The organism is Pseudomonas sp. S4_EA_1b (assembly GCF_016307435.1).
In the GTDB taxonomy this organism is placed as follows: domain Bacteria; phylum Pseudomonadota; class Gammaproteobacteria; order Pseudomonadales; family Pseudomonadaceae; genus Aquipseudomonas; species Aquipseudomonas rhodesiae.
In genome coordinates this window covers 62,571-75,461 of the sequence record NZ_JAEILC010000045.1, presented here as the reverse complement: position 1 = coordinate 75,461, position 12,891 = coordinate 62,571, and the positions used below count along the sequence as shown (strand labels likewise).

The window sequence follows — 12,891 nt, the reverse complement described above, 5'->3', positions numbered from 1 at the left end:
GATCGGGAGTTAGACGCTCTTGTCTTTTTCCTGCCCTGACGCCGCCGTCACCACCTGCACGCTCAAGCGCGGCGTGGCCAGGTCCAGGCCAGCTTCATCCAGTTGACGCTTGAGCGACAGGTTGAACGCCCGCGACACTTCCCACTGTTTGATCGGCGCGGTCTTGAACCGGGCGCGCAGGATTGCGCTGCCGGACTCGAAGCTCTCCACCCCCTGAATCTCCAGCGGCGACCAGATATTGCGACGCTGCATCGGGTCGTTGCGGATTTTCTGGCCCACGTCGCGGATCAGCTTGATCGCGTCGTCGATGTCCATGTTGTAAGGGATCGCCACGCGGAAGATCGCGTAGCCGAACTCCCGCGAGTAGTTCTTGATGCTCTTGATTTCGCTGAACGGAATGGTGTGCACGATGCCGTCGATGTCGCGCAGGCGCACGGTGCGGATGGTCAGGCCCTCGACCGTGCCCAGGTGGCCGCCGACGTCCACGTAGTCGTCGATGGCCAGGGAGTCCTCGATGATGATGAAAAGGCCGGTGATCAGGTCCGCCACCAGCGATTGCGCACCGAAGCCGATGGCCAGGCCGATCACACCGGCACCGGCCAGCAGCGGCGTGACGTTCATGCCCATATTCGCCAGGGCGACGATGGCGGCGATGATGAAAATGGTCACGAATAGCACGTTGCGGATCAACGGCATCATGGTCTGCGCGCGGGCGTTGGCCAGGCCTTTGCGCGAGCGGGTCAAGGCGTGGTGGATCGCGGTGTCGCTGAGAATCCAGATCAGCCAGGCAAACAGCAGCGTGCCGCCCAGGCCGAACAGCTTGACGCTGATTTCATGGCCGTCGCCTTCGGTAAAGCGAATCAACGACAGGCCCCAGACCCGCAGACCCAGTTCGATAAACGCCAGCCATACCAGCAAGTGGGCGAGGGTGTAGAAAAAACTCTTCAGGCGCTCGGAATACAGCGCATGGCGCTTGTGCCCGCGCTGGGGCTTGAGCGAATGGCGGCGTACCAGGCCGTTGATCACCATGCACAACACCAGCAGCACCGTGCACAGCAGCGACTGGCGCAGGGCGGTGCTGGTGTCGCCGGCCGACAGAAACGTGGCGAACAGCGAGATGCCCACCAGCAACAGCGCCGGCAAGTACCAGAACGTGCCGATGATCGACAGCGTGTCGCTGAGGGTGCGCCGTGTGAGGCGGCGCGACAGTGGCTGGTTGCGGATCAGATGCGCGATCGGCCGACGAAAACGCAGGATAAACACCCCGGTGGACAACGCCGCCATCACATTGGCCACGGTCGCGGCGGTGTGAGCCAAGTGCTGCCCTAGGGATTGCACTAGACGCGGGTCGCTCAGGGCTTCGCCGAAGGCGGCGAAACTGCCGATCAGCCACAACGGACGAAAGGCCTGATGGCGCAGGATGTACAGCGCACGATGGCGATGCGGGCCGTCGAGCAGGGAGAACGCAATCACACAGATTGCGGAAAAACAGGTGCCCACCACCAGCGCATAGGCCAGCACCATCGCCAGGGATTTGCCCAGGGACGAGGGCAGGGCGTAGCTCAGGTACACGGTGATCACCAGCGCGATCAGCCACGGCCCGAGTTTGCGCAGGGCAAAGCGCAGCATGTCCCAGGTGCGTGGGTGCTGCGGCAATTCTTCGGGCAGGCCGAAGCGCTCGCGCACGCGGTGGCTGAGCCAGATCAGCGCGGCAGCGAGCAGGCTCCACACCGCCAGAATCAAGGCAAAGCCGAAAATGATCGGTAGCCATTCGCTGGCCGGCAGCATCAGGGCTTCAAGTTCGTCCTTGGCCTGATCGACTTCATCGGACCAACGCCCCAGTGGGCTGTCGCTGCCGGAAAATTGCTGTTCCAGGCCTGACAAGGTGCTGCCGATCAAGCCGAGTACGCCTTGCTCGGCGGCCGGCTGAGCCTTTTGCGTGGCGGCGCGCAGTTTCTTCAGGTCACTGAGCAATTGGGTGCGCTGCTGGTCGTTCTCCAGGGTTTTGATCACCTCGTCCAACGACTGCCCCAGCGGTACTTCGGCCTGGGGTTGGGCTTTATTGCCGCCGTTGAGCAACCCCGGCAGGCCCGCTGCGTGGGCAGGCGTGGTCGGCAGCAGGATAAGCAGGGCAAGCAACAGGGAACAGGGCAGGGCAAACAGACGGGAAAGCACGAGGCGGTCAACCTTGGAGACGACGAATTGACCGAGTGTACGAGGGCGCTATGCCAGATGCGAGTGCAATTCTTATTCAGCCAGTTTGGCGAGGATTTTGTACACCACGGTGCCCAGGATCAGCAGCATGCCGACCCACATGCCGAACACGCCCAGGGGCTTGTCGCGAAAGTTGAAACCCACTGCCAGCATGATCATGCCGATCAGGATAGGGATAAGCATGGCGTGGAACGAGGACATGGAAATCATGGAACGACGGCCTTGTCTGACGGGGAATATCGACCAGTCTAGGTCGGATTGCAGAAAGTGCAGATGATGCAGATCAGCTTTAGGCAAAACCCAATGAGGGAGGGGCTGCCCCCTCCCTCATTGATCAGGGCAGGTCGTGGCTGGCGTAGAACGCGCCCAGCACCTTCACCAAATGCGCCAAGTCATGGCTGCCGCACAGTTCGCGGATCGAGTGCATGGCAAATGTCGGCAAACCGATATCCACGGTGCGCACACCCAGGTGGCTGGCGGTAATCGGGCCGATGGTCGAGCCGCAGCCCATGTCGCTGCGCACCACGAAGCTCTGCACCGGTACTTCCTGGGCCATGCACAGATGGCGGAAGAACCCGGCGGTTTCGCTGTTGGTGGCGTAGCGCTGGTTGCTGTTGACCTTGATCACCGGGCCGGCATTGAGCTTGGGGCCGTGGTTGGCGTCGTGCTTGTCGGCGTAATTCGGATGCACGCCGTGGGCGTTGTCCGCAGATACCAGCAGGGATTTCTGGATGGTCCGTACGAATTCATCACCTTCAGGCAACAGGCGACGCAGGGTCTGTTCCAGCATCGGGCCGTCGGCGCCGCAGGCCGAGCAGGAACCGACTTCTTCATGGTCGTTGCATACCAGCACGCAGGTTTCGTCGCTGTCGCTGGTGAGCAAGGCTTGCAGGCCGGCGTAGCACGACAGTAGGTTGTCCAGGCGCGCACCGGCAATAAAGTCGCCGTTGAGGCCGATCACCGCAGCGCTTTGGGTGTCGTAGAAGCTCAACTCGTAGTCGAGCACCACGTCGGCATTGAGCCCATGCTCGCGGGCCAGTTGGTCGGTGAGTACGGCGCGGAAATCCACACGCTCGTCACCGGCAAACTGCGCCAGGATCGGCGGCAATTCGGTCTGGGCATTGATCGCCCAGCCTTGGTTGGCTTCACGGTTCAGGTGAATGGCCAGGTTGGGGATGATTGCGATCGGCAGCTTGAAGTCGATCAATTGGCTTTCTACCTTGCCGTCGCGGCGGAAAGTCACGCGGCCGGCCAGGGACAGGTCGCGGTCGAACCACGGCGCCAGCAACGCACCGCCGTAGACTTCCACGCCCAACTGCCAGAAGCCCTGGCGCTGCAACTCCGGCTGCGGCTTGACCCGCAGGCACGGGCTGTCGGTATGGGCGCCGACCAGGCGAATGCCGCCCTGCAGCGGCGACTGGCGGCCGAGCTTGAAGGCGATGATCGAGGAGTCGTTACGGGTAACGTAGTAGCGCCCGTTGGCTTCGGTGGCCCACGTTTCGCGCTCGTCGAGACGCTGGTAACCGGCCGCTTCCAGGCGCTGGGCCAAGGCGGCGGTGGCATGAAAAGGAGTAGGGGAGGCCTTGAGAAAGTCGATCAGGCCTTGATTCAACGCTTCGCGCATAAATAGCTCCAGACAGCAATGCGCGGAGTTTACCGTTCGATGACGGCAAGTGCACATAACAAATGTGGGAGACGGCTTGCCCCCGATTGCAGTGTGTCAGTCAGTACAGCTGTCACTGATACGCCGTCATCGGGGGCAAGCCCACTCCCACATTTGCCTGTGTTGACCACTTAAAAGGGTGCAGGGCACTCGAAGCGTAAGCGCTCGCCGCTTTGCGGATGGGTAAAGCTGAGCATGCTCGCGTGCAGGCACAGGCGCGGCCACGCAGCCAGGGCTTGTTCGTGGGCGTACAGGCCATCCCCCAACAGAGGGTGGCCGATGGATAGCATATGCACACGCAATTGGTGCGAACGCCCGGTGATCGGCGTCAGCTCAACGCGACACCAATCGCCACAGCGCTCCAGCACCTTCCAGAAGGTCAGTGCATGCTTGCCGAATTCGTGGTCCACCACATGCCGGGGCTTGGTGGGTGGGTCGTAGCGCAAGGGCAGGTCGATGCTGCCGCTGTCCAGTGCCGGTTGGCCCCAGGCCAGGGCGGTGTAGGCCTTTTCGGTTTCACGGTCGTGAAATTGACGGGACAGCTCGCGGTGAGTATCGGCGTCGCGGGCCAGCAGGATGATGCCCGAGGTTTCCCAGTCCAACCGGTGGACGATGCGTGCTTCGGGGTAGCCGTTTTCCTGCAGGCGCGTGATCAGGCAGTCCTTGTTGTCATCGGCGCGGCCAGGCACCGAGAGCAGCAGGGTCGGCTTGTTCACCACCAGGACCGCGTCGTCCTGGTAGAGGATATGAATGTTGGACAACGGCATTAAACAGCCTCGTAACAAACGCCAACGGCGGCTGGGCCGTCCGCTTCCCGTAAAGGGAGCCGCACGCCCCAGCCGCCGTGGCGACCGCCCGTTCGATCAACGATCGGGCAGGGTGATATTGAGTTCCAGAATCGAGCAGCTGCCGTCATTTTCCAGGGCGACATGCACGTCATCGTTGCCGATATTGACGTACTTGCGGATCACTTCGACCAGTTCCTTCTGCAAGGCTGGCAGGTAATCCGGGGTGCTGCGTTGGCCGCGTTCGTGCGCCACGATGATCTGTAGACGCTCTTTCGCGACCGACGCGGTGCTTGGCTTTTTGTTGGCGCGAAAGAAGTCGAGAAATTTCATTGTTTAGTTGCCTCCAAAGATACGCTCGAAGAATCCCTTCTTCTTGACATCGAGGAAGCGATGTTCCACGGACTTGCCCAGCAGGCGATCGACCGCATCGCTGTACGCCTGGCCGGCGTCGCTCTGGTCGTCGAGAATCACCGGAACACCCTGGTTGGAGGCTTTGAGCACCGCCTGGGATTCTGGAATGACGCCCAGCAGGGTCACCGCCAGGATCTCCTTCACGTCTTCAACGCCGAGCATTTCGCCGTTGCTGACGCGCTCAGGGTTGTAGCGGGTGAGCAGCAAGTGCTCCTTGATCGGGTCCTGGCCTTCTTCGGCGCGCTTGGATTTGCTGGCCAGCAGGCCGAGCATGCGGTCCGAGTCACGTACCGAGGAGACTTCCGGGTTGGTCACGACGATGGCTTCGTCGGCGAAGTACATGGCCAGGTGCGCGCCAGTCTCGATACCCGCTGGGGAATCGCAGACCACGTATTCGAAGGTTTCCTTCAGCTCAGCAAGGACTTTGCCTACGCCTTCTTTGGTCAGGGCGTCTTTGTCGCGGGTCTGGCTGGCGGCCAGTACGTACAGGTTCTCAAGGCGCTTGTCCTTGATCAGGGCCTGTTGCAAGTTGGCTTCGCCGTTGACCACGTTGACGAAGTCGTACACCACGCGGCGTTCGCAGCCCATGATCAGGTCGAGGTTACGCAAACCCACGTCGAAGTCGACGATGACTGTCTTGTGGCCGCGCAGTGCGAGACCGGTACCGATAGCGGCGCTGGTGGTGGTCTTACCCACACCACCCTTGCCGGATGTAACCACGAGAATCTTGGCCAAGGTGTTTCACCCCTAAGGAAAAAGGACTTTTCAGCCCCTGAAAAACATCTCTTGGAACTCGCTGCAGGCGGACAGCTACTGTAGGAAAAAGCTGTGGTTTCCGCAGGGAAACGCCAGCTTTCAGTTATTCCTACACAAGTCTTGCCGGTTTCGCTGTGCTATCAGAGTCTAGAGATGCTTGGAAAATGCGGCAGTATCCGTTAAAGCCGAATGATGTTCAACACATCGCCCGACAGGTTGACCTGAACGGCGGCCCCCCACAGCGGGTCGCGGCGCAAATCCTCGGAAACCTTGTACTGGCCGGCGATGGACACAAGTTCAGCGGTCAATTGCTGGCAAAAAATACGGGCCTTGGTGTCACCCTTGATACCGGCGAGGGCGCGTCCGCGCATCGGGCCGTATACATGGATGTTGCCATCGGCCAGAAGTTCCGCGCCGGGACTGACCGAAGAGACCACCACCAGGTCGCCGCCCTGGGCGTAAATCTGCTGCCCGCCGCGTACGGGGGTGGTAATGATCTTTGTAGGCTTTATCGTCGGCTCGGGCGGTTTTTCCGGTTTTTTCTTTACGTCGCCTTCCGTCGGATCCAACGGACGTTCGCGCGCGCCGGACGGCGGCAGTACTGGCAGTTCAATGGCGATGGCGGCGGCAATGTCTTCGATGCGGCTGGCGCGGATGGCCAGGGTGCGCAGGCCATGGGAGCGGCACACGCGCATCAGACCAGGCAGGTCGATGGCGCCCTGGCCGGCGGGCAGTTTGTCCAGAGCCAGCACCAGCGGGGCGTTGTTGAAGAAGTTCGGGGCCAGGGCGACCTTGGCGGCCAATTGGCGGTCCAGGGCATCGAGGTCGTTGCGCGCCAGTTCCAGCACGGTGATGGCGAGCATGCTGCCTTTCAACTGGAACACGGGATCTTGGTCTAGCGGTTCGGTTTGGCTCATGGTCGGCAAAAGCGGCTTGTCACGAAAAGTGTCGAGACTTATAACGAGAACACTCACTGGCCGCAAGCCGAGTCGAACCGTTGTAGAATGCGCGGCCCTTGTCTTTACCGGAATCTGTAATGGATCGCCCGCGTTTTCGAGCTGTATTTTTTCACCCGCGATTTTGGCTGTTATGGCTGGGACTCGGCCTCCTATGGCTGGTGACCCAATTGCCGTACCGCGCCCTGCTGACCATCGGTCGGTTGCTGGGCGCGGGCATGTATCGCGTGGCCGGTGAACGCCGCCGCATCGCCGCGCGCAACTTGGAGCTGTGCTTCCCGGAAAAATCCGCCAAGGAACGCAAGCGCCTGCTCAAGGAAAACTTCGCCTCCACCGGCATCGCCTTTTTTGAAATGGCCATGAGCTGGTGGTGGTCGCGTCAGCGCCTGGCGCGGCTGGCCCATGTTGAAGGCCTGGAGCATCTCAAGCAGGCACAGTTGGATGGCAAGGGCGTGATCCTGATGGCCCTGCACTTCACCACTCTGGAAATCGGCGCGGCATTGCTCGGCCAGAAGCACACCATCGACGGCATGTACCGCGAGCACGGCAACCCGTTGTTCGACTATATCCAACGCCGTGGCCGCGAGCGCCATAACCTCGATTCCCTGGCCGTGGAGCGCGAAGACGTGCGCGGCATGCTCAAGCTGCTGCGCGCCGGCCGTGCCATCTGGTACGCACCGGATCAGGACTACGGCGCCAAGCAAAGTATTTTCGTGCCGCTGTTCGGCATCCAGGCCGCCACCGTGACCGCCACCAGCAAGTTCGCTCGCTTGGGCAAGGCGCTGGTGGTGCCGTTCACTCAGGAGCGTCTGGCCGATGGTAGTGGCTATCGCCTGGTGATCCACCCGCCGCTGACCGACTTCCCCGGCGAAAGCGACGAGGTGGACTGCCTGCGCATCAACCAGTGGGTCGAAGCCTCCGTGCGCGAATGCCCCGAGCAATACCTGTGGACCCACCGCCGCTTCAAGAGCCGGCCACCGGGTGAACCCAAGCTGTACGAAAAACGCCGTCGATAAGAACGACCTTTCCCCAATGGAGTGATGCGATGCGCCCAGCTGAACCGGTAACAGGCTTGATTCTTTCCGGCGGCGGGGCGCGAGCGGCGTATCAGGTAGGGGTGTTGGCGGCGATTGCCGAGCTGTTGCCGCCCGGCGCGTCCAACCCGTTTCCAGTGATTGTCGGCACCTCGGCCGGGGCGATCAATGCGGTGAGCCTGGCCAGCGGCGCCATGGATTTTCGCGCGTCCATCGAGCGCCTGACCGCCTTCTGGCAGGGCTTTCGCAGCCACTTGGTGTTGCGCAGCGACTGGCCCGGCGTGGTGCGCCAGGCCGCTCGCTTCCTGATCCACAGCCTGTTGGGCCTGGGCCGCCGGGTGCCGGTGGCGCTGCTCAACAGCTCGCCGCTGCGCGATTTGCTGCAAGACAAACTGCACCTGCAAGGCATCGATGAGGCCATCCGGCAAAACCACCTGCATGCAGTGGCGATCACGGCGTTCGGCTATGAGTCTGGGCAAGCCGTGACGTTCTATCAGGGCGGGCGCGCCATCGACGCCTGGCTGCGCCACCGTCGCATTGGCGTGCCGACCCAACTGACGGTAGAGCACTTGCTGGCCAGTTCGGCGATTCCGCTGCTGTTTGCGCCGGTGAAACTCGATCAGGAATATTTCGGCGACGGTGCCGTGCGTCAGTCGGCCCCCATCAGCCCGGCCCTGCACCTGGGCGCCAACCGCGTGCTGGTGGTGGGCGTCAGCGGCAACCCGCGAGGCAACGAACCGGCGGTGCAGCGCGCCTTTACCGGGCAGCAACCGACCCTGGCCCAGATCGGTGGGCATATGCTCAACAGCACCTTTATCGACAGCCTGGAAAGCGATATCGAATTGCTGGAACGCCTCAATCAGTTCAGCCATTTGCAGCCGGCCGACAGCGCGGCGCGCGGCCTGGCGCCGGTGGAAGTGCTGGTCATCGCGCCCAGCCAGCCCATCGACGAAATCGCCGCGCGACATCGCCAGGAAATGCCGGCGGCGTTGCGTGTGTTCCTGCGCGGGCCGGGTGCGACCAAGACCAGCGGGGCAGGGGTGCTGAGCTACTTGTTGTTCGAGGCGGGGTACTGCAGCGAATTGATCGAGTTGGGCAGGAAAGATGCGCTGGCCAAGCGTGAAGAGATCACCCGATTCTTGGGTCTGTAGCCGATCTGACGGTGGGAGGGGGCAAGCCCCTCTCACACGCTGACCTGGGGCGTTCGGTCAGAAGTGGTACTTGACCAGGAAGCTCGCCGTGTCCTGAGTCGTCTTGAACGCGCCGGAATCTTCGATGCCGTACTTGTTTTTCCAGTAGTCGTATTCGAAACCGACATACAGCTGTTTCTCGCCCCAGTTCATCGCCTTGCCCAGGTCGTATTTCACTTGCGGGTTGAAGTGCAGGTTGGCGTGGTAGGTGCCGCGGGCGTTCTTGTCGTTGTCCACCACCCAGTCCATAAAGCCATCGATCAGGATGTTCGAGTTGCCCACCGGGATCGTGTACGACCACACCGGGGTGATCTGCCACACGCCGTCGCCGGGGCGATTGCCTTCGGTCTGGCGCTGGTAGAAGTTCAACTGGAAGTAATCGAAACCGGGGATGTTCAAATCGAAGCCTGGGCCGACCAGGTATGACTCGTTGTCGCCTTCGCCGAACTCATACGTCATCGCCAGCAACACGTCTTTGATCGGGCCGAAGGACAAGTCCTGGTCGAGGATCTTACCGAACGACAAGCGCGGGCTGAACTCACCGTAGTAGGTGTTCGGGCCGACGTTGCCGTCTTCCTTGCCGTTATAAAAGATGCGGTCGAGGAAGAAGAAGTTGTCGCCGTACTTCCAGGCGTCGGCATGTTCGAACGTGACCGTTTGCTGGATCTGCGGGTTAACGGTGAAGTTCTTGCCCCACAAGTAGGTCAGGCTGTTGTTCTGCCACTGCAACAAGTCACCGGCCACGGCCTGGCCGCCGGCCAGCAGGGATCCCGCCAGCATCAGGCCTTTGAACATAGGTTTCATTCGGTTGCTCCCGAGTTAAAGTTTTTTTGGTTTTTCTTCTAATGCAGGCGCTCTGATGTGGCGCCTTTGGTTCGCTGTGAATATCGTCTGATCGGTCAGCTTTTATGGGTTTAGCAAGAGCCGCGCCAACGCGTTGAAGAGCAATCGATTCGAGCGGGCGCGGAGAATACTGATAACCCTGCCTGGGCTCAAGCGCGCTGTTACAGGGCGTACAGCGCGATGATGGGGCACGCTCAGGTGTGCGCGTGCTCGACGACCGCCCGCTCGGAACCGCCGAGGATGTTGAACAACACATTCAGCGACAACGCGCTGAGGGTGGCCATGGCGATGCCGCTGTGGGTGATCGGGCTCATCCACAGCGGCAGTTGAGCGAAGAACTCCGGGCGCACCACGGGAATCAGGCCCATGCCGATGCTTACCGCCACCAGCAACTGGTTGCGGCGATCGGCGATGTCGGCCTCCTGCAGAATCTTGATGCCGGTGGCCGCCACCATGCCGAACATGGCAATCGCCGCGCCGCCCAGCACCGCCGGCGGAATCGAGGCCACCAGGTAAGCGGCTTTGGGCAACAGGCTAAGCACGATCAGGAACGCGCCGGCCATGATCGTCACCGAGCGGCAGCGCACGCCGGTCATCTGCACCAGGCCGATGTTCTGGGCGAACGAGGAATGGGTGAAGGTGTTGAAGAACCCGGCCACGAACGACGCGCCGGCGTCGCACAGCAGGCCACGACGCAGCATCTTGGGCGTGACCTCGCGGTCGGTGATCTTGCCCAGCGCCAGGAACATCCCGGTGGACTCAACGAAGATGATCACCACCACCAGGCACATCGACAGAATCGGCGCCAACTCAAAGGTGGGCATGCCGAAATGCAGCGGCGTCACCACCTGCACCCAGGGCGTCAGTGCCAGGCCGCTAAGGTCGACCATGCCGAGAACGCCGCACAGGGCGTACCCCAGGCCCATGCCGATCAGCACCGAGATGTTGACCCAGAAACCGCGCATAAAACGGTTGATCAGCAGGATGGTGGCCAGCACCAAAGCGGCAATCGTCAGGTAGATCGGTGAGCCGAAGGTGGCCGCCGCGCTGCCGCCACCGGCCCAGTTCACGGCCACGGGGAACAGCGACAGGCCGATGGCAGTGATCACGGTGCCGGTCACCAGCGGTGGGAAAAAGCGCACGACCTTGGACATGAACGGCGCGATCAGCATGCCGAAGAACCCGGCGGCGATGGTGGCGCCGAAGATCCCCTGTAAACCGATACCGGGCATACCGGCCATGGCGACCATGCTGCCAACGGCGGCGAAACTGGCGCCCATCATCACCGGCATGCGGATGCCCAGGGGGCCGATGCCGAACGACTGCACCATGGTGGCGACGCCGGCCACCAGCAGGTCGGCGTTGATCAGGAAGGCGATTTCTTCACGGCTCAGGCCGGCGGCCTGGCCAATGATCAGAGGCACGGCGACGGCGCCGCCGTACATCAACAAGACGTGTTGCAGGCCGACCAGAATCAGTTGCAAGAGGGGTAGCCGCACCATGGCGGGCGCGGCAGGAGTCTGCGGTTCTAACGGGGACATGCAACACCTCGAATCTTTTTTATTTTTGTATTGTGTGGAACGCAATCTCTAAACCACTGCAAGTCATCCGTGGGAGGGGGCTTGCCCCCGATTGCGTTGGTTCAGTCACTGATGTTTTGAATGACATACCGCTATCGGGGGCAAGCCCCCTCGCACATTTTGGAGTTGCACCAGGCTGTTAGTTGGTATGCGCCCCCTGGTTGATCCAGGTGCCGATCAGGTCGCGCTCCTGCTGGGTCATCTGAGTGATGTTGCCCAGCGGCATGATCTGGCTGGCCACAGCCTGGGCCTGGATGCGTGCTGCTTGTTGCTGGATCTGCGCCGGTGTATCGAACATCACGCCGGCCGGCGCGGTGCTGAACAACGGGCTGGTGGGCTTGGCCGAATGGCACACGGCGCAGCGTTCCTGAATCACTCCGTGGACCTTGTCGAAATCAATGGTCGCCTGGGCCGGTGCAGGTGCGGCAGCGGGTTCGGTTGCCGCAGGCGCGGCAGGTTTCAAGCCACCGCCCAATGCGGTTTCCGGCAACGGTTGGTACTCAATGGCCGCCGGCGCCTTGGCAATCGGTTCGGCCGGCTTGGGGCCGGTCACATAAGCCAGGCAGATCATCGCCAGCGCGCCAACCGGCAGGGTCCACGCGTACTTCTGGCTGTTGTGCCGGGTGTTGAAGTAATGCCGCACCAACACCGCCGCCACCGCGATACCGGCCAGGATCAGCCAGTTGTAATGGCTGCCGTAGGTGCTCGGGAAGTGGTTGCTGATCATGATGAACAGCACCGGCAAGGTGAAATAGTTGTTATGACGCGAGCGCAGCAGGCCCTTGGCCGGCAGCGCCGGGTCAGGTGTACGGTTCTCGGCGATGGCCGCCACCAGCGCGCGCTGCGCCGGCATGATGATGCGGAACACGTTGCCCACCATGATGGTGCCGATCACCGCACCTACGTGCAGGTAGGCACCACGCCCGCTGAACACTTGGCTGAAGCCATACGCGGCGGCAATCAACAGTACGAACAGGATGAAACCGAGCAGGGCAGGGCGTTTGCCCAGGGCCGAGTCGCAGAGGAAGGAGTAGATGAACCAGCCTGCGAACAGCGAGCCGATGCCCAGCAACACGCCTTGCGGACCACTGAGGCTGCTGCCCGGCGCCAGCAGGTACAAGGTCGGGTTGGAGTAGAACACCACGCACAGCAGCGCGACGCCCGACATCCAAGTGAAATAGGCTTCCCATTTGAACCAGTGCAGGTTGTCCGGCATGGTCGGCGGGGCCAGTTTGTATTTTTCCAGGTGGTAGATACCGCCACCGTGGATCGCCCATAAGTCGCCGGCCAGGCCGTCCTTGGGGTTGACGCGGTTGAGGTTGTTTTCCAGCCAGACGAAGTAGAACGAAGCGCCGATCCAGGCGACGCCAGTGATCATGTGAACCCAGCGCACGCTCAGGTTCAGCCATTCCAACAGATGTGCTTCCACAGTCTTTACCTCTCGCCTGTCACCCTT

At 61.7% G+C, this 12,891-nt stretch carries 12 protein-coding genes; 2 read left to right on the top strand and 10 right to left on the bottom strand.

Translation table 11 applies throughout. The annotated features are described in order from the left end of the window. Positions 1 to 9: 9 nt before the first annotated feature. From YA0848_RS15325 to minC, 7 genes are all read right to left on the bottom strand, one after another. Positions 10 to 2,175 (bottom strand): mechanosensitive ion channel family protein, encoded by a 2,166-nt coding sequence (locus tag YA0848_RS15325; RefSeq protein WP_034114692.1) that lies wholly within the window; start codon positions 2,173 to 2,175, stop codon positions 10 to 12. Positions 2,176 to 2,247: 72 nt separating this feature from the next. After that, the gene (locus YA0848_RS15320; protein ID WP_016970148.1) at positions 2,248 to 2,424 is read right to left on the bottom strand and encodes a hypothetical protein; all 177 of its coding nucleotides are present in this window, start codon (positions 2,422 to 2,424) and stop codon (positions 2,248 to 2,250) included. Between the two features lie 124 nt (positions 2,425 to 2,548). After that, positions 2,549 to 3,838 carry a M18 family aminopeptidase gene (locus tag YA0848_RS15315; RefSeq protein WP_034114690.1) on the bottom strand — a complete coding sequence of 430 codons (1,290 nt, stop codon included), beginning with the start codon at positions 3,836 to 3,838 and terminating at the stop codon, positions 2,549 to 2,551. Positions 3,839 to 4,008: 170 nt separating this feature from the next. Beyond that, positions 4,009 to 4,644, bottom strand: coding sequence for an RluA family pseudouridine synthase (locus tag YA0848_RS15310; protein WP_034099399.1), 636 nt, complete (start codon positions 4,642 to 4,644; stop codon positions 4,009 to 4,011). Positions 4,645 to 4,740: 96 nt separating this feature from the next. Next, positions 4,741 to 4,995: a cell division topological specificity factor MinE gene (minE, locus tag YA0848_RS15305; RefSeq protein WP_003175252.1), complete on the bottom strand. Its 255-nt coding sequence runs from the start codon at positions 4,993 to 4,995 to the stop codon at positions 4,741 to 4,743. A gap of 3 nt (positions 4,996 to 4,998) precedes the next feature. Beyond that, positions 4,999 to 5,811 carry a septum site-determining protein MinD gene (gene minD, locus YA0848_RS15300; protein WP_034099397.1) on the bottom strand — a complete coding sequence of 271 codons (813 nt, stop codon included), beginning with the start codon at positions 5,809 to 5,811 and terminating at the stop codon, positions 4,999 to 5,001. A 200-nt stretch (positions 5,812 to 6,011) separates the two neighbouring features. Beyond that, positions 6,012 to 6,749, bottom strand: a complete 738-nt coding sequence (gene minC / locus YA0848_RS15295; RefSeq protein ID WP_034099395.1) for a septum site-determining protein MinC — start codon at positions 6,747 to 6,749, stop codon at positions 6,012 to 6,014. A 119-nt stretch (positions 6,750 to 6,868) separates the two neighbouring features. On the opposite strand from minC, the gene YA0848_RS15290 reads away from it, so the two are divergent. Both YA0848_RS15290 and YA0848_RS15285 read left to right on the top strand, forming a co-directional pair. Continuing rightward, on the top strand, positions 6,869 to 7,804 hold the full coding sequence (locus YA0848_RS15290; protein ID WP_034099393.1) for a lipid A biosynthesis lauroyl acyltransferase: 936 nt from the start codon (positions 6,869 to 6,871) through the stop codon (positions 7,802 to 7,804). A 29-nt stretch (positions 7,805 to 7,833) separates the two neighbouring features. Further along, positions 7,834 to 8,973: a patatin-like phospholipase family protein gene (locus YA0848_RS15285; protein WP_034099392.1), complete on the top strand. Its 1,140-nt coding sequence runs from the start codon at positions 7,834 to 7,836 to the stop codon at positions 8,971 to 8,973. Between the two features lie 57 nt (positions 8,974 to 9,030). On the opposite strand, the gene YA0848_RS15280 is transcribed toward YA0848_RS15285, so the two are convergent. The 3 genes from YA0848_RS15280 to YA0848_RS15270 all read right to left on the bottom strand — a co-directional run bounded on the left by YA0848_RS15280 (position 9,031) and on the right by YA0848_RS15270 (position 12,864). Next, positions 9,031 to 9,816 (bottom strand): outer membrane protein OmpK, encoded by a 786-nt coding sequence (locus YA0848_RS15280; RefSeq protein WP_034099390.1) that lies wholly within the window; start codon positions 9,814 to 9,816, stop codon positions 9,031 to 9,033. A gap of 233 nt (positions 9,817 to 10,049) precedes the next feature. Then, the gene (locus tag YA0848_RS15275; RefSeq protein WP_169902442.1) at positions 10,050 to 11,396 is read right to left on the bottom strand and encodes a nucleobase:cation symporter-2 family protein; all 1,347 of its coding nucleotides are present in this window, start codon (positions 11,394 to 11,396) and stop codon (positions 10,050 to 10,052) included. A 178-nt stretch (positions 11,397 to 11,574) separates the two neighbouring features. Further along, complete coding sequence (locus YA0848_RS15270) at positions 11,575 to 12,864, bottom strand: urate hydroxylase PuuD (RefSeq protein WP_034099386.1); 1,290 nt, start codon at positions 12,862 to 12,864, stop codon at positions 11,575 to 11,577. Positions 12,865 to 12,891 lie beyond the last annotated feature (27 nt).

What these genes read in the sequence shown, in the direction of transcription:
- YA0848_RS15285 (WP_034099392.1), top strand. Translation starts at nt 7,834, where the DNA reads ATGCGCCCAGCTGAACCGGTAACAGGCTTGATTCTTTCCGGCGGCGGG.
- YA0848_RS15310 (WP_034099399.1), bottom strand. Translation starts at nt 4,644, where the DNA reads ATGCCGTTGTCCAACATTCATATCCTCTACCAGGACGACGCGGTCCTG.
- minC (WP_034099395.1), bottom strand. Translation starts at nt 6,749, where the DNA reads ATGAGCCAAACCGAACCGCTAGACCAAGATCCCGTGTTCCAGTTGAAA.
- YA0848_RS15320 (WP_016970148.1), bottom strand. Translation starts at nt 2,424, where the DNA reads ATGATTTCCATGTCCTCGTTCCACGCCATGCTTATCCCTATCCTGATC.
- YA0848_RS15290 (WP_034099393.1), top strand. Translation starts at nt 6,869, where the DNA reads ATGGATCGCCCGCGTTTTCGAGCTGTATTTTTTCACCCGCGATTTTGG.
- YA0848_RS15275 (WP_169902442.1), bottom strand. Translation starts at nt 11,396, where the DNA reads ATGTCCCCGTTAGAACCGCAGACTCCTGCCGCGCCCGCCATGGTGCGG.
- YA0848_RS15315 (WP_034114690.1), bottom strand. Translation starts at nt 3,838, where the DNA reads ATGCGCGAAGCGTTGAATCAAGGCCTGATCGACTTTCTCAAGGCCTCC.
- minE (WP_003175252.1), bottom strand. Translation starts at nt 4,995, where the DNA reads ATGAAATTTCTCGACTTCTTTCGCGCCAACAAAAAGCCAAGCACCGCG.
- YA0848_RS15280 (WP_034099390.1), bottom strand. Translation starts at nt 9,816, where the DNA reads ATGAAACCTATGTTCAAAGGCCTGATGCTGGCGGGATCCCTGCTGGCC.